Annotated in this window: 16 protein-coding genes; 14 read left to right on the top strand and 2 right to left on the bottom strand. The window is 70.0% G+C overall.

The features are described 5' to 3' along the window. Positions 1-61: 61 nt before the first annotated feature. From GR130_RS38535 to mobF, 14 genes are all read left to right on the top strand, one after another. Positions 62-1,279, top strand: coding sequence for a hypothetical protein (locus GR130_RS38535; RefSeq protein ID WP_236573863.1), 1,218 nt, complete (start codon positions 62-64; stop codon positions 1,277-1,279). Positions 1,280-1,655: 376 nt separating this feature from the next. Next, the gene (locus GR130_RS38530; protein WP_159509200.1) at positions 1,656-2,765 is read left to right on the top strand and encodes a hypothetical protein; all 1,110 of its coding nucleotides are present in this window, start codon (positions 1,656-1,658) and stop codon (positions 2,763-2,765) included. Between the two features lie 551 nt (positions 2,766-3,316). Then, positions 3,317-3,949, top strand: coding sequence for a hypothetical protein (locus tag GR130_RS38525; RefSeq protein ID WP_159509198.1), 633 nt, complete (start codon positions 3,317-3,319; stop codon positions 3,947-3,949). A gap of 59 nt (positions 3,950-4,008) precedes the next feature. Further along, positions 4,009-4,368 carry a hypothetical protein gene (locus GR130_RS38520; RefSeq protein WP_159509196.1) on the top strand — a complete coding sequence of 120 codons (360 nt, stop codon included), beginning with the start codon at positions 4,009-4,011 and terminating at the stop codon, positions 4,366-4,368. A 122-nt stretch (positions 4,369-4,490) separates the two neighbouring features. After that, on the top strand, positions 4,491-5,381 hold the full coding sequence (locus GR130_RS38515) for a hypothetical protein (RefSeq protein WP_159509194.1): 891 nt from the start codon (positions 4,491-4,493) through the stop codon (positions 5,379-5,381). 123 nt (positions 5,382-5,504) lie between these two features. Further along, positions 5,505-5,927, top strand: a complete 423-nt coding sequence (locus GR130_RS38510; protein WP_159509192.1) for a DUF6409 family protein — start codon at positions 5,505-5,507, stop codon at positions 5,925-5,927. Positions 5,928-6,256: 329 nt separating this feature from the next. Further along, on the top strand, positions 6,257-7,945 hold the full coding sequence (locus GR130_RS38505) for a DUF3560 domain-containing protein (protein ID WP_159509190.1): 1,689 nt from the start codon (positions 6,257-6,259) through the stop codon (positions 7,943-7,945). A gap of 72 nt (positions 7,946-8,017) precedes the next feature. Continuing rightward, positions 8,018-8,662: a hypothetical protein gene (locus GR130_RS38500; RefSeq protein WP_159509188.1), complete on the top strand. Its 645-nt coding sequence runs from the start codon at positions 8,018-8,020 to the stop codon at positions 8,660-8,662. A gap of 63 nt (positions 8,663-8,725) precedes the next feature. Further along, complete coding sequence (locus tag GR130_RS38495) at positions 8,726-9,154, top strand: DUF6197 family protein (protein WP_159509186.1); 429 nt, start codon at positions 8,726-8,728, stop codon at positions 9,152-9,154. A gap of 44 nt (positions 9,155-9,198) precedes the next feature. Next, positions 9,199-9,600, top strand: a complete 402-nt coding sequence (locus tag GR130_RS38490; RefSeq protein ID WP_159509184.1) for a DUF6181 family protein — start codon at positions 9,199-9,201, stop codon at positions 9,598-9,600. Then, a complete protein-coding gene (locus GR130_RS38485; RefSeq protein ID WP_159509183.1) occupies positions 9,597-10,205 on the top strand; it encodes a DUF6349 family protein in 609 nt (202 codons plus the stop codon). Before GR130_RS38490 ends, GR130_RS38485 begins: the two co-directional genes overlap by 4 nt. A gap of 200 nt (positions 10,206-10,405) precedes the next feature. Beyond that, positions 10,406-10,684 (top strand): DUF6211 family protein, encoded by a 279-nt coding sequence (locus GR130_RS38480; protein WP_071370502.1) that lies wholly within the window; start codon positions 10,406-10,408, stop codon positions 10,682-10,684. Between the two features lie 44 nt (positions 10,685-10,728). Next, entirely contained in the window at positions 10,729-11,382 is a 654-nt protein-coding gene (locus GR130_RS38475) for a hypothetical protein (RefSeq protein WP_236573862.1), read from the top strand. An 832-nt stretch (positions 11,383-12,214) separates the two neighbouring features. Next, on the top strand, positions 12,215-16,636 hold the full coding sequence (gene mobF / locus GR130_RS38470) for a MobF family relaxase (RefSeq protein ID WP_236573861.1): 4,422 nt from the start codon (positions 12,215-12,217) through the stop codon (positions 16,634-16,636). A 124-nt stretch (positions 16,637-16,760) separates the two neighbouring features. Here the strand turns inward: mobF and GR130_RS38465 are convergent, their stop codons facing one another. Further along, the gene (locus GR130_RS38465) at positions 16,761-17,861 is read right to left on the bottom strand and encodes a hypothetical protein (protein WP_159509179.1); all 1,101 of its coding nucleotides are present in this window, start codon (positions 17,859-17,861) and stop codon (positions 16,761-16,763) included. Positions 17,862-17,896: 35 nt separating this feature from the next. Beyond that, complete coding sequence (locus GR130_RS38460; RefSeq protein WP_159509177.1) at positions 17,897-18,772, bottom strand: thiopeptide-type bacteriocin biosynthesis protein; 876 nt, start codon at positions 18,770-18,772, stop codon at positions 17,897-17,899. Position 18,773: the final 1 nt, after the last annotated feature.

Raw genomic sequence — 18,773 nt, 5'->3', positions numbered from 1 at the left:
GCGGAGGGCAACCCGCCCGGCCGGGCCCTCGATTCCTCTCTCGCCAGCAGGAGCACCCACGATGACCAGCGCAGCCATGCGGTTTTCCATCCCCGCCACGGCCCAGTCCCGCGTCCGTCAGCTTGTCGAGGCCACCAACGCCCGCGCCGCCGTCCACCACCTCAGCGCGTACGCGCTCGACATCTCCAAGCCGTTCCTTGCCGACTACCACGACATCGACGGCCGCCTGATCGGCCAGCGCCCCACCGTCACCGTGACGATCTCCGGTGACATCCCCCGTCACCACGGCTGGACCGTCATCGCCCGCCTGGACCACGACGAGGAGGGCGAGACGATCACCAGCCTGTTCCCCGGACTTCCTGAGCAGGACGCCGAGGCCGCGCGCCAGTACCGCGCCATCGAGAACTTCTGCCACGGGTGCGCAGTCGCCCGCCACCGCACCGCCACCTATCTCGCGCGCCACGAGAACGGCGAGATGCGGCAGTTGGGCACGACGTGCGTCGAGCCGTACACCGGTCTGCCGATCAAGGGGCTTGAGGCCCTGTGGCGGTTCGGCACGCTGAAGGACTCCGATTGGGACGGCGAGGAGGGCGGCATCCCGGCCGATCTCCGTGTCCCGGTGATCGAGGTCCTTCGGGTGACCGCCGCCATCGTCAAGACGGAGGGCCGGTTCTACAGCCGGTCCGAGCAGTGGAAGAACACCCCGCCGACCGCCGACGGCGTCGAAGCGTACTTCTTCGACCGCAAGGCCCCGATGGACTGGCGGGCTGCCATTGACGCCGACCCCGACGCGCCGACCACCGCCGCCGCCGTCCGGGCATGGGCCGTCCAGGGATACGGCAGCCTCTCCGACTACCGCCACAAGGTGGGCCAGCTCGCCAAGGCGGAAACGGTCGACCCGCGCCACCTGCCGACGCTCGTGTCCGCCATCGCCGGTTGGTACCGCGACCAGGAGAAGGAGGCCACCGAGCGCGCCGCCCAGAACAGCAAGCCGCAGGGCACCGTGGGCGAGCGCATCACCACCAACGCCACCGTCACCACCGTGGTCGAGCTGGAAGGCCGGACGTACGGCTACCACACCCAGCGCCGCCGACTGGTGAAGTTCCAGGACCCGAGCGGCAACGTGTTCGTCTGGTTCAGCTCCGCCGCCGATGTCCCCGACCAGGGCGACGAGGTCGAGCTGACCGGCACGGTCAAGGACCACAGCATCTACGGCGAGACCGCGCAGACCGTACTCACCCGGTGCCGCGTCGCCGCACGCGAACCGGTCGCCGCGTAGCAGCAGCCCGGCCGGGCCGGAGCCACCGCCCGGCCGGACCCCGGCCGCCGGGCCGTGGGGTGGGCGGCATCGAGCCGCCCACCCCACGCTCCGCCCACCACCGACCGGGGCCACCCGCGTCGGCGGCCGGCCCCGCTCACCGGCCCCCGTACGAAGGGCGTCCCTCCGGGACGACTCAGCCCGGCCCGGCTCGCAGCCGGCCGAAACGTCCGGGCCGCGGGCGGCCCTCCCGTCCCGTCCGGACGCCGGGCCGACGGACGTGCTCTGCGGGCACGACGGCCCTGTCCATCGCGCTCCGCGCGACCACGGGCGGCACCTCCCCGACGTCGGAACGGCACGCCGCCGACCGCACCGCCGAGATCCCGAGGAACACCCCATGCCCAAGAACGCGTCCGCCGTCCAACATCAGGTTGCCCCCGCGGGAGACCCGTCTCCGCAGACCTGTCTCCAGATCGCCAGGCAGGCCGCGATCCTCGCCGTCACCGCAGCCGACGACGCCATGACTGCCATCTGCCGCAACCGATCCGGCGCCACCGCCCGCCTGGAGGCGGCCATGCACGCGGCCCACAAGGAAGCCGTCGAAGCCGAGGGTCACGCCGACCGCGCCGAGCAATACGCCGACGACCCCACCATGCCGAGCAGCGCCCCCTTGTACTGCGCCCGTGCGGCCGTCGACCACGCTGTTCGGGCACAGTCGGCCGCCGGAGTCGAGACGACGGCCGCCGACCTGCGGGCCGAACTGGAGCGGAAGTTGACGGCGGCCGAGTACGCCGAGCGGGAGACCGAACGCCGCCGGGAAGAAGCCGAGAAGGAGGCCGAGGAGCGCGCGGCCACCGGCATGGACGCGGACAACCGGGACCGGGCGGCGAGGAACCGGTATCTCGCCGAAGGGCACGTTGCCGAACTCGGTTGGACGGCGGGACACGTCCGTGTGCTGGAGGCCGCCGCGTCCGGGCGCCTGTACTGGCGAGGCGGGCGGGCCCGGCAGGCAGCGCGGCACGGCGTGTGGAACGGTGGCCGGCGGATCAGTCGCGAGCGAACCCAGGCCCTGTTCGCCGCGCGGTTCCTCGTCGCCGTCCGTCAGGACGACGGCACCCGCGTACTGACGCCCAGCCCGATGGGCCAAGTCGCACTTGAACTGGCCCGGCTCCATCCCGCCGGGCTCCACGGCAGCGACCAGGCCGCCTACGAGGCACGGTTCGCCCGGGTCCGGCGACGCCACAAGCGCCGCGACGACCAGAAGGCCGCCGCCCGCGTGCTCCCGCCGCTCGATTCCAGCGCGCGGAAGTTGTACCGGAAGCCGGTCACTCTCACCGAACAGCAGGCCCGCGCCGAGCGCGACGCCGTCGACCGGTGGGAGGACGAGGGCGGCTACTGCCCCGGCGCGGACACCCCGCGCCCCGCAGCAGGCGCCCCCGCGAACCCGCCCGTCCGGATCATCCTGCCCCTGCACCGGCACACCGCCGTGCAACCCGCCTTGTGGTGACGGTGATGCATCCGAGGAGCCCTCCGCACCACCCGCGGACCCCGGCCGCACAGGCGCCGCGTCCAACCAACAGCGACTCCGGCGAACAGATTCGTTGGGTGCCGGCCAGAGCGAAAGGCAGCCTCCGGCGGGTCCTCCTCGGAGGGGGAGGGGGCTGGTCGGTCGGGTGCCGCGCCGTTGTGGTGCGGGTGGTGAAGGCGGGGTTCCCTCCTCGGCCGGACACCCCAAGGGGCGTACCAGGAACCCGGACACGGCGTCCAGGCCAAGCCGCTACGCGGTCGCTGCGCGAGCCAGGACACCGCGCCCGGAACCCTGATACGGCGGAGCTGTCCGACCGAGGAGGGAACCCCGCCCAGGCCCGTTGTGGCCGGGCCCGGCCGGGCGGGTGCGGGTCGCCGGTGGAGGAAAAGAGCAGGTCAGAGCGTCTATCCGGGTTGACCCAACCCCTAGAACATGGTTTAATTAGTGATGTCGGAAGGGGAGGGCAACCCCCGACCGGCACCCGGTAGGCCGACCGGCCGCCGACAACCTCTCTCACCAGGAGATGGACGATGAACACGCCTCACACCGTCGCGGAACTGTCCCACCCGATCGCCCTCGAACTCGGCGGAAACTGGCGACCGCAGCCCGCGCGCCACGGCGTCCAGGAGCTGGACCACGCCGCCACGTTCACCCACCTGGACGGCCGACAGCTCCACCTCTCCGAGCGATTCGATGACCCCGGGCATCTGCACATCCGGGGCGCGTTCCCCACCACCGACTACCCGTTCCGTAGGGGCGAGCGTGACACGGTCCGAGTTGCCATGAGCGAGGACCCGGCGGACATTGCGGCCCGGATCGCCGCCGATCTCATCCCCGTGCACCGCGAGGTTCACGAGCGGGTGAAGGAGCACAACCGCGCACAGGCCGCAATGCGCCGGGGTGTTGAGGAAGCCGCACGCGATCTCTCCGCCCGACTTCCCGGAGCGCGAACCCGAATCGACGGCACAACCGCCTTTGTCTACATGGATCTTGAACCGGGCGAAGTCCGTATCGGACTCGACGGCGACACGGTGAGTCTTGTACTCAACGACGTACCCCGGATTATCGCTGACGCCGTCGTATTCGCGGTGAGCCGATTCCTTCCCCATGTTCAGACCCCCGAGGGAGAGCGCGGCGAATACGTCGACGGATACGCCCTCTAATTCCCACGCGTCACGGCGGCGCGCTACCCCAGCGCGCCGCCCCCCAGAAAGGCCCCAGGATGAGCGCCGATGTATTCACGATCGAGCCGCAATGGATCGTGCAGGCCCCGCACCTCCGGTGCATCCTCAAACGCGCTCTTGCGCTCCAGGCTACACAGGACGTGTGGTCCGGCACCGAGCACATCAACAACGCCGTGGCGATGGCCTACGGCGATCAACTCCCGGACTCCGGCCGATGGGAACTGACCCGTTCCCAACTCCGCACACTCAAAATCGCCATTGAGTGGCGCAGGGCCAAGCGCGCGGCCAGCGACAACAAGACCGCCCCCGATATCCTCGAACGCTGGACGCAAATAGAGGATGAGGTCATAGCCGCATACCGGGCCGTGAGCAACGAAGCAGGGTTGTACTGGATTTAGGGGGTTGCCGATCACCCAAGAACATGGTTTAATTAATGATGTCGGAAGGGGGAGGGCAACCCCCCGACCGACACCGTGGGGCCAGCCGGCCCCGGACGATCTCTCACCAGGAGGACCGCGACATGCCCCGTAAGCCGAAGATGACCGACGAAGAGCGCAGGGCCTACTCCGCCAAGATGCGCGGTGAACTCGAAGCCGTCATGGATCGCGCGTACGGCGCGATGGTCGCCAGTGAAGACTTCTGGGCCACCGTCATGCGCACGGCCGCGAACCTGACCCACCCGGACCGCGACGACCGCAGCCCCACCAACTGCATCGCCATCGCCGCCCAGCACCCCAACGCCACCCACGTACTCAGCTCCGGAGACTGGCGAAAGGCCGGACGCTTCCCGGTCAAGGGCTCCACCTCCCTCCGCATCTGGACGCCGATCAAGCGGCGGCCCGAGGAGGGCCAGGAGGCCACGGCCGCAGCCGCCGACGGCGGGCAGCGCGAGGCCACCGGCGAGACCGCCGGGGGTGAGACGCGCAAGGTGTCCGGCTTCAAAGCCGGGCCGGTTTTCGACATCAGCCAGACCGACGGCGACGCCTACGAGCCGCCCGCCGCCGCCCCGCTCGCCGCCGAGGTCATCCGCGATGTCCTGGTGAACCAGTACCGCGACCAGTACCACGAGGACCCCGAGCAGGCCGGAGGGTTCGACTTCACCCAGGAAGCCCCCGACAACGCCGTCCGCATCCTCCTGTACGGCCACGCGTGGCGACGTATCACCGAGGCGGACGCCCCCCTTCCCGGCCAGCACGCCGCCGAAGTCGCCTCAGCCGCCCACGTCGCCGCGCTCATCCTGAACATCGCTCCAGGCCCCGCCGTCATGCCACCGCTCGCGGGCATCATCACCCAGGACAAGAAGCCCCCGATTCACGAGTCCGCCGTACGGGCCATCGAGACCGGCCGCGCCATCGCCCGCGCCGCCACGATGGCCGCCGAGCACCGCCGCGAACTTGCCGTGACCGGTTGACCCAAACCCAAGAACATGGTTTAATTAATGGTGTCGGAAGGGGGAGGGCAACCCCCCGACCGACACCCCCGCCGGGCCCGACCGGCCCCGGCGGGACCTCTCACCAGGCAGGACAGGAACGACATGCTCACTACCGACCAGAAGCCCACCGTCCAGGACTTCCCCACCGCGACGCTCGTGATCGGCGGACCCTGGTTCCGGGGCCACCAGCTCGACACCCGCCCCGCCGTCGTCGTCGGCCCGTTCGGCGGGCCGGAGTTCGCGGACGAGGCCACCATGTCCGTGGTCTGGTTCTTCACCCTCGGTGCCCCGCAGCCGGGCGACAGCGTCCAGGCGATGTTCCCGCACGAGCTGACCCCGCTGGACGACACGCTGACCACGATGCACCAGGACACGTTCCGCGACATCGTCCGCAGCCTGCGCCGGGGCCGGTTCGCCTACGACGACGGGGACGCGCTCCGCGCCGCCGTCCGCCAGGCATGGCGCGAGCGGGCCGGACTGGCCGACGCCGACCCGGCCGCCCGCCACACGCTCCACCGCAGCTGACCAAGGCCCCGCAGGTCCGGGGGAGGGCAACACCTCCGGACCTGCGGGCCCCAGCACCCAAGCGGACACCCCTTCGGGGCGGCAGGACAGGTCCGGTGCGTTCACCGCCGCCGGCCGACTCCGCCGCAGGCGGCTCCGCCGACCGACGACGGGCACCGGACCGCAGCGGACGCGCCCCGCCGGGGCGCGACAGCCCCTGTCGCCGCGCAGGCGCGACGACCCGCGAGCCGATCGTCCCTCACGGCCCGCGCCCGTGGTGCAGCGCCGCTGCCAGCACACGGTCCACCCTCCGGCCGGACCACAAACTCTCACCAGAAAAGACCAGTTCAGTGACTATCAAGATCACCCACACCCGCCGAGAAGGAACCCTGGTCGAGGGGACCGAGAAAGGCGACGAGGCCGGGAAGATCCTCATGCGCAAGGAGTACGGGCGCCGGGGCGGCCTGGCCTTCCGCTGGGGGCATGACCTTCAGTGCTGGTACCTGCGCCACTCCCGGGATCACGCGGCCGACCGGTGGACGGTCAACAAGCTGCGCGGCTACCTCGAAGAGGCCGGGTACACAGTCGCCGTTGACATCGACGACCACAAGCGGCGCAGCTACGCCGAAGCGGAGGCCGAGCGGATCGAGCGCGCCGAGGCCCGCACCGAGCGCTACGCCGAATACGCCGGGAACGCCGCCTCCCGGGCCGAGGGCGCGCACCGGGCCGCGCACGACATCTCGGAGTACATGACCGGCGAGCCGATCAAGATCGGTCACCACTCGGAGCGCAGGCACCGCCGCGACGTCGAACGCATGGACAACCACATGCGGCGCGGTATCGAGGAGAGCCGGAAGGCTTCCTACTGGGCTGACCGTGCGGCGGCGGCCGAGCACTTCGAGGCGTTCCGCCGGGACCCCAACCGGACCTTGCGGCGCCTGGAGAAGCTGCGTAAGGAGCTCCGCGACATCGAGAAGTGGCAGCGCGGAGAGTCCGCGTGCGGTTTCACCAGCTCGACCACGCCGGAGGGTCTGGCAACGCTGGCCACTGAGCGGGACGTGGTCCTGGAGAAGATCGCGTTTGAGGAAGCGGTGATCGCTGAGGCTGAGGCCCGGGGCTTCAAGGTGTGGGGGCCCGACGACTTCACGAAGGGCGATTTCGTGAACGCAGGCGGCACCTGGCGCGAGGTGCTGCGGGTGAACAAGAAGAGCGTGACCGTGCCACACCTGCTGACCCGTACCGGTATGACGGTGATGCGGTCCAGAGACCGCGAGTGCACGGCCGGAACGGTGTACTACGGGCACCCCTCGCCGTGTAAGGGCGGGAAGCGGTGCACCTGCGACACCCAGACCCTTCCGTATGACGCGGTGCGCGGATGGGCCAGCGGCGCCGACATCGCGCGCCTTGAAGCGACGGAGCCCGAGCCCGAGGCAGAGCGGACCGTGTGCCCGCACTGCAAGCGCGTGGCGAAGGGCGAGAAGCGGTTCAGCACGGCGCGCGGCATGTGCACCGTGTGCGGGTACGCCAAGCCGCAGAACTTCAAGGCCGGGCCCGCACCCGCCCCGGAGGCCACCGAACACCAGGAGCAGGCCGAGCAGGCCCCGCCGGTCGAGGAGTCGGCACCGGTGGCCGAGACGTGCCCCATGTGCCACTCCAGCCAGTGGCACGCGGAAGTACGCCGGTGCGCTCACTGCCACCACGCCCCCGAAGGGAAGCCGACCCCCGCGTCGGCCCCCGCCGCGGGGGAGAACAGGCAGGAGGACATGGCGCTGGTGCTCATCGCCTCGAAGAACTCCCGCCGCTCCCGTAAGCGCGCCTTGTGGGCGATGACACGTCGCGAGGCACAGGCCGTGTGCGGCGACCCCCGCACCTCCGGCCGCTCCTACATGCTCACCTGGACGGATCGGCCCGGCGTTGAAGGTGCCGACTGGGAATGGGTGCCCGACAACGGGAGTCTCGACCCGGTCCTTTCGGACCTGGGCGTCACCCCGCGCCGTGAATGGACCGCCGCCCCTCAGGCCCCGGCCGAGGCCGCGTAACCACGCCCCCGCCCGCCCCGGCGGCCGAGCGCCCTGGGGCGGGCCCCTCTCTCACCAGAACAGGGCACCACCATGACCACGCAACTCCTCGAACGACCCGCGACCGTCACCGACACCGAAGCGGGCAGGCTCATCGTCCCCGCGACCGAGGGCACCACCACCGTCCCGACGTACCGCGTCGGCGCCCCCGACATCCAGTGCCGATACCCCGTGATCATCGGCGATGACCAGGTCATCGGCCGCGCCTACAGGTGGCACCGGGACTGGTTCGTCGTCACCACCGAGGGCGAACGCAACCTCCGCCGCCCGCCGAAGGGGACACCCGGCACCGAGATGGCCGCCGCCCATCTCGCGGAGCAGTACGCCGCCGGTCGGATCGGCGCCGTCCCCCTGGACCAGGTGCTCGCCGAGGCCCCCACACCGTTGTGCGGGCCGGTGCCTCTCCTGCACCCGCGGATGCCGGTCAACGATCGCAACATCGAGGGCGCCCAGATCGCGTTCGCGGGACTCCGGGCCCACCACTGGCGGGCAGTCCTCACCGGGTTCCCCGGCAGCGATAACCACTGGTTCCTCAGCTGTGAATTGTGCCCGTGGGAAGGCCCGAAGTTCTGGAGCCACCTGCGCGGTCGCAACGGAGAGCCGCCGAGCGCGCGCCGTCACAAGGGCGGGTGCATCGGAGAGGACAAGGTCCGCCGACTGATCACCGCCTACCACTAGCAGCCCCACCGGGGGCGGCGGCGGCAGCGCGCCGCCGCCCCCGCCCTCCCGAAGGACAGCACCGTGCCGACCCGCCACACCCCCGAAAGCATCGTCATCGCGGACACCCCCGCCGCGATCCTGCAATGGGCCGCTCGCCACATCGAACACGTCGGCATCCACCAGGGCCCCCGTCTGTTCGCCGGTCCCGGCCGTACGGCCACGTTGCCGTGCTGGCCGCGCGGCGCCCTCGAAGTCGCAGCCGGCCACGGGCGGGGAGCCGCCGGCCGGACGTACGACTGGGACCGCATCGACCGCGCCCGCGACCAGGCGTTCGGCATCCTCGCGGAAACCCTCACCGGTCACCCCGTCGACGCCGACGACCCCGCCGCCGCCAAAGCCCTGCACCGCGAGGCCATCGACCGGTGGAGCGCCGAGCCCGGCCGCACCGCCGCCGACGCCGCCCACGCGTTCCGCACCGCCGCCGCCCGCGCCGAACACGCCCTGTTCTGACACCCGACGCCCGACAGCATCCCGAGTCATCGAAGGCCAGCACGATGGACGAGACGACAGAAGCCCGCAGCACCACCAGGACGCCGAGCCGCCGAGGAGCCGCCACCCCCAGCCGGGACGGCGTCCACCGAGTCGGCGTCCCCCTTCAACCCCGGCTCACCGCGGCCGAGCTGATCCGCGTACTCCTCGCGGCCCCGGGGGAAACCGACCTCACCGCCCTCGACCCGGTACGGGTCCGGTCGCTCATCTCCGCCGTGCTCACCCAGCACGGCTATGACGTGCTCGACCGATCGCCGTACTACCCGGAGCTCGACCGCCACCAGGACGCCCGCCGGGCCGTGCGCCGCGCGTACGGGTCCCGATTCCTCGACGCCCCGGACGAACAGGCCGTACTCGCTGATCCTCTGCGCGAAGTGCTCGCCGCCGCCGGGGGTGGGCCATCATGACCGCGACCGTCGCCGAGCCGACCGGAGCACGGGCACGGCAGACGTACTACTGGCGGGTGCGCAACGCGCGGACGCGCCAGTCACCCGGGAGCGCCGGGCAGGCGTGGCACATTCAGCCCGGACACCCCGGCGGCGCGTACAGCGACCTCGGCCATGAGCTGGACCCGCCCGAACACCACGCCCCGACCCTGCTCTCCCGCAGCCGGCCGACCGGCCGCCGGGGGGACGAGCAGGAGTTCCGGGGCGGGTGTCTCGCGTGCGAGTGGGAAGGCCCCGTGCACTCCGGCAACGGGTTCGGGGACGGTGACAACGAGGCGGTGGAGGACGCGCACGACCACTGTTTCCCCGGCTGGCGGGCGCTGCCGCCGATCACCACGGTCGAGGACCGGTGGGCCGTCCCGCGCAGCCGGAGCCGCTGGGCTCAGCTCACCTCCCAGTACCCGGCGGGCTGGATCGACCAGGGCGCCCCCGTCGTGGCGTGGCGCCGCTACCGCCGCGAAGCTCACGCCCCGCCGTACACGGGACGCCCCCGCTACGAACTCCGCGTCACCCGGCCACCCATCGACCGGGGCCGACGCCCTACAGATCAAGGGGCTCTCTTCTGATGACCGCCGTCCTCCGGATCAGGGCCCCGCCCCGCTCAACCCAAAGGTGGTTTAATTACTCCGCCGTCAGCGGAGCGGGCAACCTCCGACCGGCCGTGCGTCCCACGGGCGCCACGCACCCCAGACAACAGATGACGGCCAGCGCACAAGGGCAACAAGGCGCTGGCCGTCGATGTTCTCTCACCAGAAAGAACCCCACCATGCTATGCGACCGACACCCCGACTGTCCCCAGCCCGGCGACATCGCCCAGCTCACGAGGGGTAACAGCATCGGCGCCGACCCCGGCGACAGCTTCGTCATCGTCGAGGACTTCCCCCCGACCGGCCGGCATCTCGTGCTCAACCTCCCCGTCGACCACCCAGGCCGCGCCGACTGGGCCGCCGCCGTCCCCCTGGCCGACATAGCCACCCTCACCCGGCTCGAACCGGCGGGCAGTCGTACGTGGGCGCCGGCCCCGGACCCGGACGACATCCAGTGACCGTGCCGAGCGGTCACGACCCCGACCAAGAACAGGAGGCGACCGTGTCCCGCAAGACCGGCCGCACGCTCTACTCACGCGCGGACCTGCGCAAGGTCCACGGCATCAGCGAGCCGACGCTTCAGAACCTCTGGACCGACCGGGAGAACAACGGGCACCCGCCCGTCGCGGACACCATCGACGGCGTCATGCACTGGGACGGCGACGTATGGGCGACGTGGCACCACGAGCTTCAGCGGCAGCGCGCCGCCGCCAGCACCACCAACCCGCCGAAGCTCGACGGCGACCCCGAAGAGATGGTCGGCCCCGCCGAAGCTGCGAAGGTCTGCGGGTTCGCCGATTCCACCACCGTCTCCCACTACGTCAAGAACCCGCCCGAGGGGTGGCCCGCGCCCGACGACTGGGACGAGCTACCGACCCGGCGGCGTCCGAAGTGGAAGCGTTGGAGGCTGTGGCAGTACCTCGCGGACCGCAAGGGCCGCGGGCACGCCGGCGGACGGCCCACCGGCCGCCGCGGACTGGCCTACCCGTACCAAGGAGACGAGCGGCTGACCCTCGCACGGCAGGCCATTGCGGCGAACCCCGGGGCGAAGAACGCCGAACTGATCCCGCAGCTTCAGGGGCAGACGGAGAAGACCTACTCCCGCCCGACTTGGAACCTCATCCTCAACTCCGCTCGCGAGCACCCCGAGGAGTGACCCGTGCCCGACACCCGCTGTCCGCGCTGCGGCGGCCCGCTCGGTGAACGGCCCGCACGTTCCCGTCTGACCACCGACCGCGAGGTCTTTATCTGCACCACGTGCGGTACGGAGGAAGCCGTTCGCGAAGCCCGAGGTCAGGCGCCGGTGCCGTTCGGCGAGTGGCCCCTGAACACATAGCCGTCGGCCGAGCCACACGGCCAGCATGACGAAGGTCCCCGCTCCGACCCGGAGCGGGGACCTTCGTCATGTCACCAGGCGCTTGCGGGTCGGGCAGGGCCCAACCAAGACCGCTCGACCCGACAGCAGGGCGACATATCGGCGGCTACGAGCCCCCCGCCTGTCGGGAGCCCGCTCCTCCCTCCGGCCGTTCGCCCGGTTGCGGGGGCGGAGTCTGACGTCCCGGTCCGAACCGGCCTTCCGCGTCGACTCCGTACGCCGGGGAGTCCGAGGCCATCCAGTACGGGCCCGACAACTCGGCGAACCGGCGGGAAGCCGCCGGATACGGGGTGTGCTCCATAGGCGGGCCAACGACACAGCCCCGCGCAGGTACTACACCGACATCGGATCGTCATACCGCCTCAACGCGTACGGCGCCTCAGCCCGCGCGCCTCGCACAGAGGTAACAGTCCAACAGGACATCAGGCTCCAGGAGCCTGATCCGCAGGAGCGACCAGGCCGCTCCGAGTGCCCGAGGTTCGCCCTCGTTGATCATGATCTTGAATTTAGAGGACCAAGGTATCGTCACTTCGTGACGATACAATCGGCCAAGATGACTGAATTCGACCGAAGCTGACCGGAGGGGGTGGGCGAGCCGGTGGGGTGGGCAACCGTGATCGGCTCGTCGGACGAGCAGACCGAGTACCGCCTGACCGGAGGCCACGGCTGCGGGAAAGCCGCCACCGTCGATGCCGCCCCGCTCGTGGCCGCCATCGAGGCCAAGGCCGAAGAAGCTGGAACCAGCGTCGCCAGACTCCTCGGCTCCACCGAGGCCAAGAAGGCATTCTTCCGCGCCCGCGCCCAGTTGAGGAACGCCAAGACCGCCCGGTTCACTACATTCGACGCCGTCGAAGTCGCCTCCGCAGCAGGGCTCGACGCCCACGAACTCTACGGGGAGACCATTGCCCCCGCCCCGGCAGCCGACGGACAGGTCGACTACCACCTGAACGCGAGCGAACGCCCGCTGATGTGGATCGGGAACGGCCTAGCCGAGTTCGACATCGTCCCCGGCAGCACCCTCACGCCCGAGCAATTCCAAGCTGCTCGACGCCTCATGCGCGGCGAGGACCCGCGCACCGGGCAGACCCTGGTGGAACCGAAGCTCGCCATCGCCCCGGCCGCCAAGCTGTCTGCGGCCCCCCTGGTCCGGGCCATCCGCCGCAGTGCCGCCGAGCGCGGCGTGAAGCCGGATTCACTGCTCGACTCTCAGCGCAAGAAGGCCGCCTTCGCCACCATGGAGCGGCAACTGACCCGGTTTGGCGAAGCCCACAAGGTACCCGCCTCCACCCTGCTCAAACTCGCCGGCGCCGTCGGCATTGACGCCGTCGAGCTCTACGGCGAACAGGCCCTGGAGAAGGCACTTCTCGCCGAGGCCGGCGGGCGACTCGACGCCCGTGCACTCCTGCATGCCGTCGAGGAGAAGGCCCGCGCGACGGGGCAGCAGCCCACGGACCTGTTCGACTCCCGGTCCATGAAACGGCGTTACCAGCAGACCGAGACCGAAGGCGGCCGTCGGCTTCGCGATCTGCCCATGGACGTCCGCGAAGCCATCGCCATGGCCAAGGCCGCTGGTATCGCTCCGGAGCAGGTCTGGGACGCGGAAGAAATCAAGGCCGCCATGCGGGAAGGCCGCGTGGAAGTCGGCAACCGGGGCACCGACGTCACCTTGGACCTGGCCAAGAGCAAGTCAGCATTCCTCGCATACGCCCCGCCGAAGTTGGCCGCCGAGGTAGAGGACATCTTCACCTCCGCCGGATGCGAGGCCATCGAGGCCCTCCAAAGCTGGACCGCCTACGGGATGCGCGGTCGTCACGGCGACGGCCAGTCCGCCGACGTCATCGGAACCAGCGGGTTCTCCGGGTGGCTGATGATCCACCGCGCGGCCCGGCCGGTCGGCGGCGCGCCCTATGGCGACCCCCACTTCCACTTGCACTTCACTCTGGCCAACATGGCCAAGGGCGATGACGGGCAATGGTCCACCGTGGCCGCAGGCGGCCGGGACATTCATCGCCATACCCGAGCGACCCAGTCCCTGATGAACGCCCGCATCCGCCGCGAACTCGGCGACCGCTACGGCATCAGCTTCCGCCGCGAAGAACGCACCGGGGCATGGGAAATTGCCGCCATCCCCGAAGCCACCATCCGACTCTTCAGCAAGCGCGACAGCCAGATCCGTCAACTGCTCAGCAAACTCGGACTCGACTACGACAGCGCCACCCTGCGCGAACGCACCGCCGCCTCCGCCGCCTCCAAGGCCGCCAAGAACGGCGAAGCCGCAGGCGTCGAGGATGACGTCCTGCGCGCGTACTGGCAGGCCGAAGGACGCGCCGCCGGTGACGACCCCGACGCCATCACCACCGGAGCCGTCGGCGAATCCGTCGATCAGCTCAACCCGAGCCTGGAAGAGCTGTGCAGCATCGTCTTCGACCCGAAGACCGGCCTCACCAGCCACTCCAAGGAATTCACGCACGCCGCCGCCATCGCGGCCGTGCTTGACGCGCTCCCGAACGGGATCGGTACCGCCGCCGAAGCCGAGAAGCTCACCAACTCCGTGCTCCAGCAGGCCGGGTACGCCGTCAAGCTCAACCCCCGGGGCGCCCAGCACTACGCGCACGCCGACCGGTACACGACCGCGGACATCGTCGCCGCCGAAGCGCTGATCGTCACTGAGACCACCCGGCGCCTGAACGAACAGTCCGCCGTCGTCAGCGGCGACACGGTCGTGATGACCCTGTCCACAGTCGAGGCCCAGCAGGGCTTCCCCTTCTCCGCCGAGCAGCGCGCCGTCCTCGAACGGCTCCTCACCGCTGGACACGGCATTGACTCTGTCGAGGGCGTCGCGGGCGCGGGCAAGACGACGCTCATGGACGCCGCCCGGCAGGCATGGGAGGCCCAGGGCCTGGTAATCGCGGGAGCGAGCACGGCGGCCGTCGCCGCCGCCAACCTCAAGGCGGAAGCCGGGATCACCTCCCGCACCCTCGCCTCCTGGCTCATGGGCATCCGCAAGGGCGGGCGAGGGCTTGCCGGTGTGGACGTTCTGGTCGTGGACGAAGACGCCATGTGCGATGACCGCGATATCGCCGAACTCCTCGAACACGCCGCGAAGACCGGCACGAAGGTCGTCGGCATCGGCGACCCCAAGCAGTTGCACTCGCCGGGCGTCGGCGGCCACTTCGGCGCAGTCCACCGCATCGTGGGCGGTCTGAGGCTGACGGAGAACTTCCGGCAGAAGGACGCCGTCGAACGCCGCGCGCTCCAGCTGTGGCGCGACGACCGGCGCGTGGAATCGCTGCGGACCTTCGCCGGCACGGGCCGCGTGCACGCGCTCGCTAACAAGGACGAGACGCTCGCTGCGATGCTCACCATCTGGGCCGACAAGCGCTCCGCGCACAGCGACGACCACACTGCCGTGCAGCAGCTGCTGATGCTGGCCGCCACGAACGAGATCGTCGAAGAGCTCAACCTCGGAGCCCGGGCCCTGCGCAAGACCACCGGCGATCTCATCGGCCCCGAGCACACCTATGCGCTCGCCGGTGGACGTGAACTGACCCTCTCTGTGGGGGACCAGGTCCTCCTGCGCGTCAACGACTACCGCGCCAAGAAGAGCCGCGGTGCGAACGAAGACGTGCTCAACGGGCTCCGCGGAATCGTCCGCGCAGTGGACGACGAACGCCGTGTTCTCGTCGAGTGGCGAGTCAAGACGGTCGACGGCCACGAAGACCACGCCGAATGGGTTGATGCGGACTACATCGCCCAGGGCGGCCTGAGTCTTGGCTACGCGATCACCGGCCATAAGAGCCAGGGCCTCAGCGTTCAGGAAACCCTGGTCTACGGCCCCGGCGCGCAGGCCAATGCCCTCTACACGATGATGAGCCGAGACAAGAAGGAGTCCCACCTCTTCCTCCCGCTGTCCGTCTACGAAACCGACGCCGACCGTGCCCGCGGAGGAGAGGCGCTCACCGACCAGGAACAGCTAGACCGTGCTGTCGCCGGCCTCATCCGCGAGGTTGAGACCGGCACCGAAGAGCGCATGATCCTCACCGAACTTCCGACGGCCGCGGTCCCCGCCCACGTCCGACAGGCGGTAGCCGATCTGCCGACCCCCCGCGCTCCCGGAACTGGCGACCCGTACGAGGCGGACGGCCCGGAAGACGCGCCGCAGCCCGAGGACCGCCCCACCCCGAGCACCACGGAGCGACCCGCGCCGTCGGCCTCAGCAACGGAAACCGCCCCCACGACTGGCTGCCCGTACGCACACCTCAGCAATGTGGCTCTGCACGACGCGATTCGCAAGGCTGCCACGGCCGCCCGCGCCACCCGTACGGCAGCCGAAAAGGCGGAGGCAGTAGCCGACCGCGCCGAACAACAAGCCGCAGCGGGAACAGGACCGAACGTGCTTGCCCTCAACCGGAGGCACCAGGACCTCACCGCACGCGCCGAGGCGATCTGCGAGATCCGTACCCTCACGGACGTGGTCGCCCAGCACACTCACGCAAAGCGCGAAGTGGAAGAACGACTGCACCAGCTTGACTATCAGTTGACCGCCACCGGCCGGTTCGGCCGTCCCGTACTACGCGGTGACGACCGTGTCCACGCCGAGGCTGAACGCGGAACGCTCCAGCAACAGCGCATCGAGGCCGCGCGTGAACTGGAGGCATTGCACGACCGTCTTCAGGAGCTTTGCTCCCTTGCCGGTCCCGCCGAGGAGCACGAGGCCGTGATCGCCGAAGCAGAGACACTGGGGCGCGACAAAACCGTCCTCCTGCGCCGTGCCCAGAACAAGGACAACCAGGCCGCTAAGAGCGTCCGGGGGGAGGCGACGAAGGCCCGAAGCACCGCCCGGGGCGCCGCCTACAGAGAAGCCGGACTCCGAGAGGCGCTGTCCCGGCGTACGGGGACGCAGGTCGCTGGGCAAGAGGCCCAGGAGCCATCGCAGAAGCCACAGCCCGCTTCTCTGTACGCCAACCGCACTGTCACGGACGTCCAGCAGCACCATGAAGCACCGGAAGCTCCCTCAGCTGAACCATTGCTGTAGATGGCTCGCACGCGGCGCGGGGGGATCTGAGGCACAGGTGGTCGTGAGCTGTTACACCGGCCGCCGACCTTGGTCGTTCTCGCTCAATTTGCTCACGCGGAAGCCACTCCGGCCGTGAGCGGGGCTATTTACTGGTGACACCTTTCCGGATGGTGCGGTCGCTCGTACGCAGCGCCATGGCGAGTTGGTCATGCAGCTCGTCGGGGAGTTTTCCAGCACCGAGCGCGCACGCGTCCACGATGTCTTGGCAGTTCTTCTGCTGTTTGCCGGTGACGAGAGTGGTGAACAAGGGGTGCGCCAGATTCTCGCGGGCGGCGTGTCCGTCGTTCAGTGTCGTTGTCCGGCTGTACAACGTGTCGACGACTCGGTGCGTGACGGGCTCCTGGTCGCTGCCGATGACGTCCAAGATCGTCAGTCCGAGGCGAGCATCGAAGACGGCCATGCCGCGTGCAGGCTCCAGCTTGGCGTACATGTTCGCCAGGGTGTGCGTGCGGTGAGCGGCCGGTTGGCTGGCGGCGCGATGACATAGTGCGGTGAGGCACGCGGTCACGGCCTGTTCCCAGGGTTCGCCGGGCGTGGTCTCTTCGAGGAGATCTACGGCGCCTGCTGGGTCGCCTGCGACGAGTGCGGCGAGGACGGCGACTTGTCGTCCGTCGAGCATCCGCTTGCCCACGCCGCGGTGTTCCTCGATGTGGGTTAGTGCCTCGTCCCAGCGCCCCTTGGAGGTGAGGGTTCTCGTGCCATCGGCGAGGAGGACTGTCCACAGCCAGGCGCGGACTTCATGGCGGTCGTCCGGCGTGGCGGTGAGGTGTGCGGGTAGGGCGATATCGCCGAATTGTGCGGCTGTGCCTGTGCTGACGGCTTCGTAGAGGTTGAGGAGGTGCCGTCGACCGTCGTCGGCTTTTCCTGCACGGATCTGCAAGCGGGCCAGGTTCACGATGGGTTCTAGCCCGCGGATGGCACTCTTGCCGGGCAATGGGCAGGCGTGCAGGTAGGCATCGGCGTGCTGGTGGCACAACTTCCCCGCGAGTTCGGGGAGGTTGAGGTCAGACGCGATGAGCGCCGACTGGTTGTAGACGGCCGAGGCGAATCCTTGGTCGGCCTGGCGTTCTGCGCTCTCGGCAAGGTCGACCAGTCCCTGCACGCGTTGGGGCAGTGGTAGGCAGGCGGGGCGGGCGCGGGCGACGAGTGGGAAGCGTTGGGCTATCGGTCCGTGCGGGTCCATGGGGCCCCCGGGGTAGGCGGAGCGTGATGACGCGTTCAGCGGGGTGCCGAGGCCGGGCCGCTGGGCGTGGTGTTGATGCCGATGTTCACTGCGGTGGCGCTGTTTTCTGTGGTGGGATCGGGGCCGAAGATCACGGACTTGGCGGTGGCTGCGAGGGCGGCTTGGGTGGCGTAGGGCAGGCCGATCCGGTTCCAGGCGAAGAGCAGGTGGTGGGCCAGGATGGCGCGTAGGCCGCGGTGTAGCGCTCCGGAGGCGGCGAGGTGGGCCAGCTCGTGTCCGGCGGCGGTGTAGGCACTGGCCCATCCCGCGGCGTGGGCCAGGGGCCCCTCCTGGCTGAGCTGGTCCTCTGTGTCCACGGTGATCAGCCGGTGCACGGCAGCGTGCAGTCGGCCGGTGTTGCTCTGGTCGGCGGCGGGCAGTGGTCGGTGGGCGACCACCCTCGCCCAGACGTCGCCCTGCTCGTACCAGTCCAGGCCGGCCGACCGCATCAGGATGCTGCACAGCATGAGGGACATTTCCCGGCGATGGCCGCGCGCGGTTCCGTCCTCATGCTGGAGGTAGGTCAGCAGGCCACGGCTGTCGCGGTGGAAGAGGCGGTGGGCCACCATCATCGCTTCGGCGCCACCGAAGGCGTGCACTTCGGGCTCGTAGATGGCAGGTGTCCAGGTGGCGATGTGCCCTGCGACTGTCAGCGCCTCCAGCTCTCGGCCGATGCGGACGTGGGTGTCGGGGGCAGGCAGGTAGCGCACGCGCCAGCACGGGCGTTTGCGGATGAGGAACCAGGTACCTATCGCGCCTTCGTCCTCGGCGGTGCACAGGAGGGGGGTGAGGTGGGCCAGGGCGGTTTGCTCGGCACGGTGCCAGTCGGGGAAGGCGATGTTGACCTGGTGCCACGCGGGCGAGTTGTCCATC

It is taken from the genome of Streptomyces sp. GS7 (assembly GCF_009834125.1).
GTDB lineage: Bacteria > Actinomycetota > Actinomycetes > Streptomycetales > Streptomycetaceae > Streptomyces.
Note: the sequence above shows the minus strand (reverse complement) of the source record. Positions and strands in the feature narration are given on the sequence as shown.

Bases quoted from the DNA above. Each gene is read 5' to 3' on its own strand.
- GR130_RS38520 (WP_159509196.1), top strand. From the start codon at position 4,009: ATGAGCGCCGATGTATTCACGATCGAGCCGCAATGGATCGTGCAGGCC.
- GR130_RS38535 (WP_236573863.1), top strand. From the start codon at position 62: ATGACCAGCGCAGCCATGCGGTTTTCCATCCCCGCCACGGCCCAGTCC.
- GR130_RS38465 (WP_159509179.1), bottom strand. From the start codon at position 17,861: ATGGACCCGCACGGACCGATAGCCCAACGCTTCCCACTCGTCGCCCGC.
- GR130_RS38515 (WP_159509194.1), top strand. From the start codon at position 4,491: ATGCCCCGTAAGCCGAAGATGACCGACGAAGAGCGCAGGGCCTACTCC.
- GR130_RS38530 (WP_159509200.1), top strand. From the start codon at position 1,656: ATGCCCAAGAACGCGTCCGCCGTCCAACATCAGGTTGCCCCCGCGGGA.
- GR130_RS38500 (WP_159509188.1), top strand. From the start codon at position 8,018: ATGACCACGCAACTCCTCGAACGACCCGCGACCGTCACCGACACCGAA.
- GR130_RS38480 (WP_071370502.1), top strand. From the start codon at position 10,406: ATGCTATGCGACCGACACCCCGACTGTCCCCAGCCCGGCGACATCGCC.
- GR130_RS38485 (WP_159509183.1), top strand. From the start codon at position 9,597: ATGACCGCGACCGTCGCCGAGCCGACCGGAGCACGGGCACGGCAGACG.
- GR130_RS38460 (WP_159509177.1), bottom strand. From the start codon at position 18,772: ATGGACAACTCGCCCGCGTGGCACCAGGTCAACATCGCCTTCCCCGAC.
- GR130_RS38510 (WP_159509192.1), top strand. From the start codon at position 5,505: ATGCTCACTACCGACCAGAAGCCCACCGTCCAGGACTTCCCCACCGCG.
- GR130_RS38490 (WP_159509184.1), top strand. From the start codon at position 9,199: ATGGACGAGACGACAGAAGCCCGCAGCACCACCAGGACGCCGAGCCGC.
- GR130_RS38525 (WP_159509198.1), top strand. From the start codon at position 3,317: ATGAACACGCCTCACACCGTCGCGGAACTGTCCCACCCGATCGCCCTC.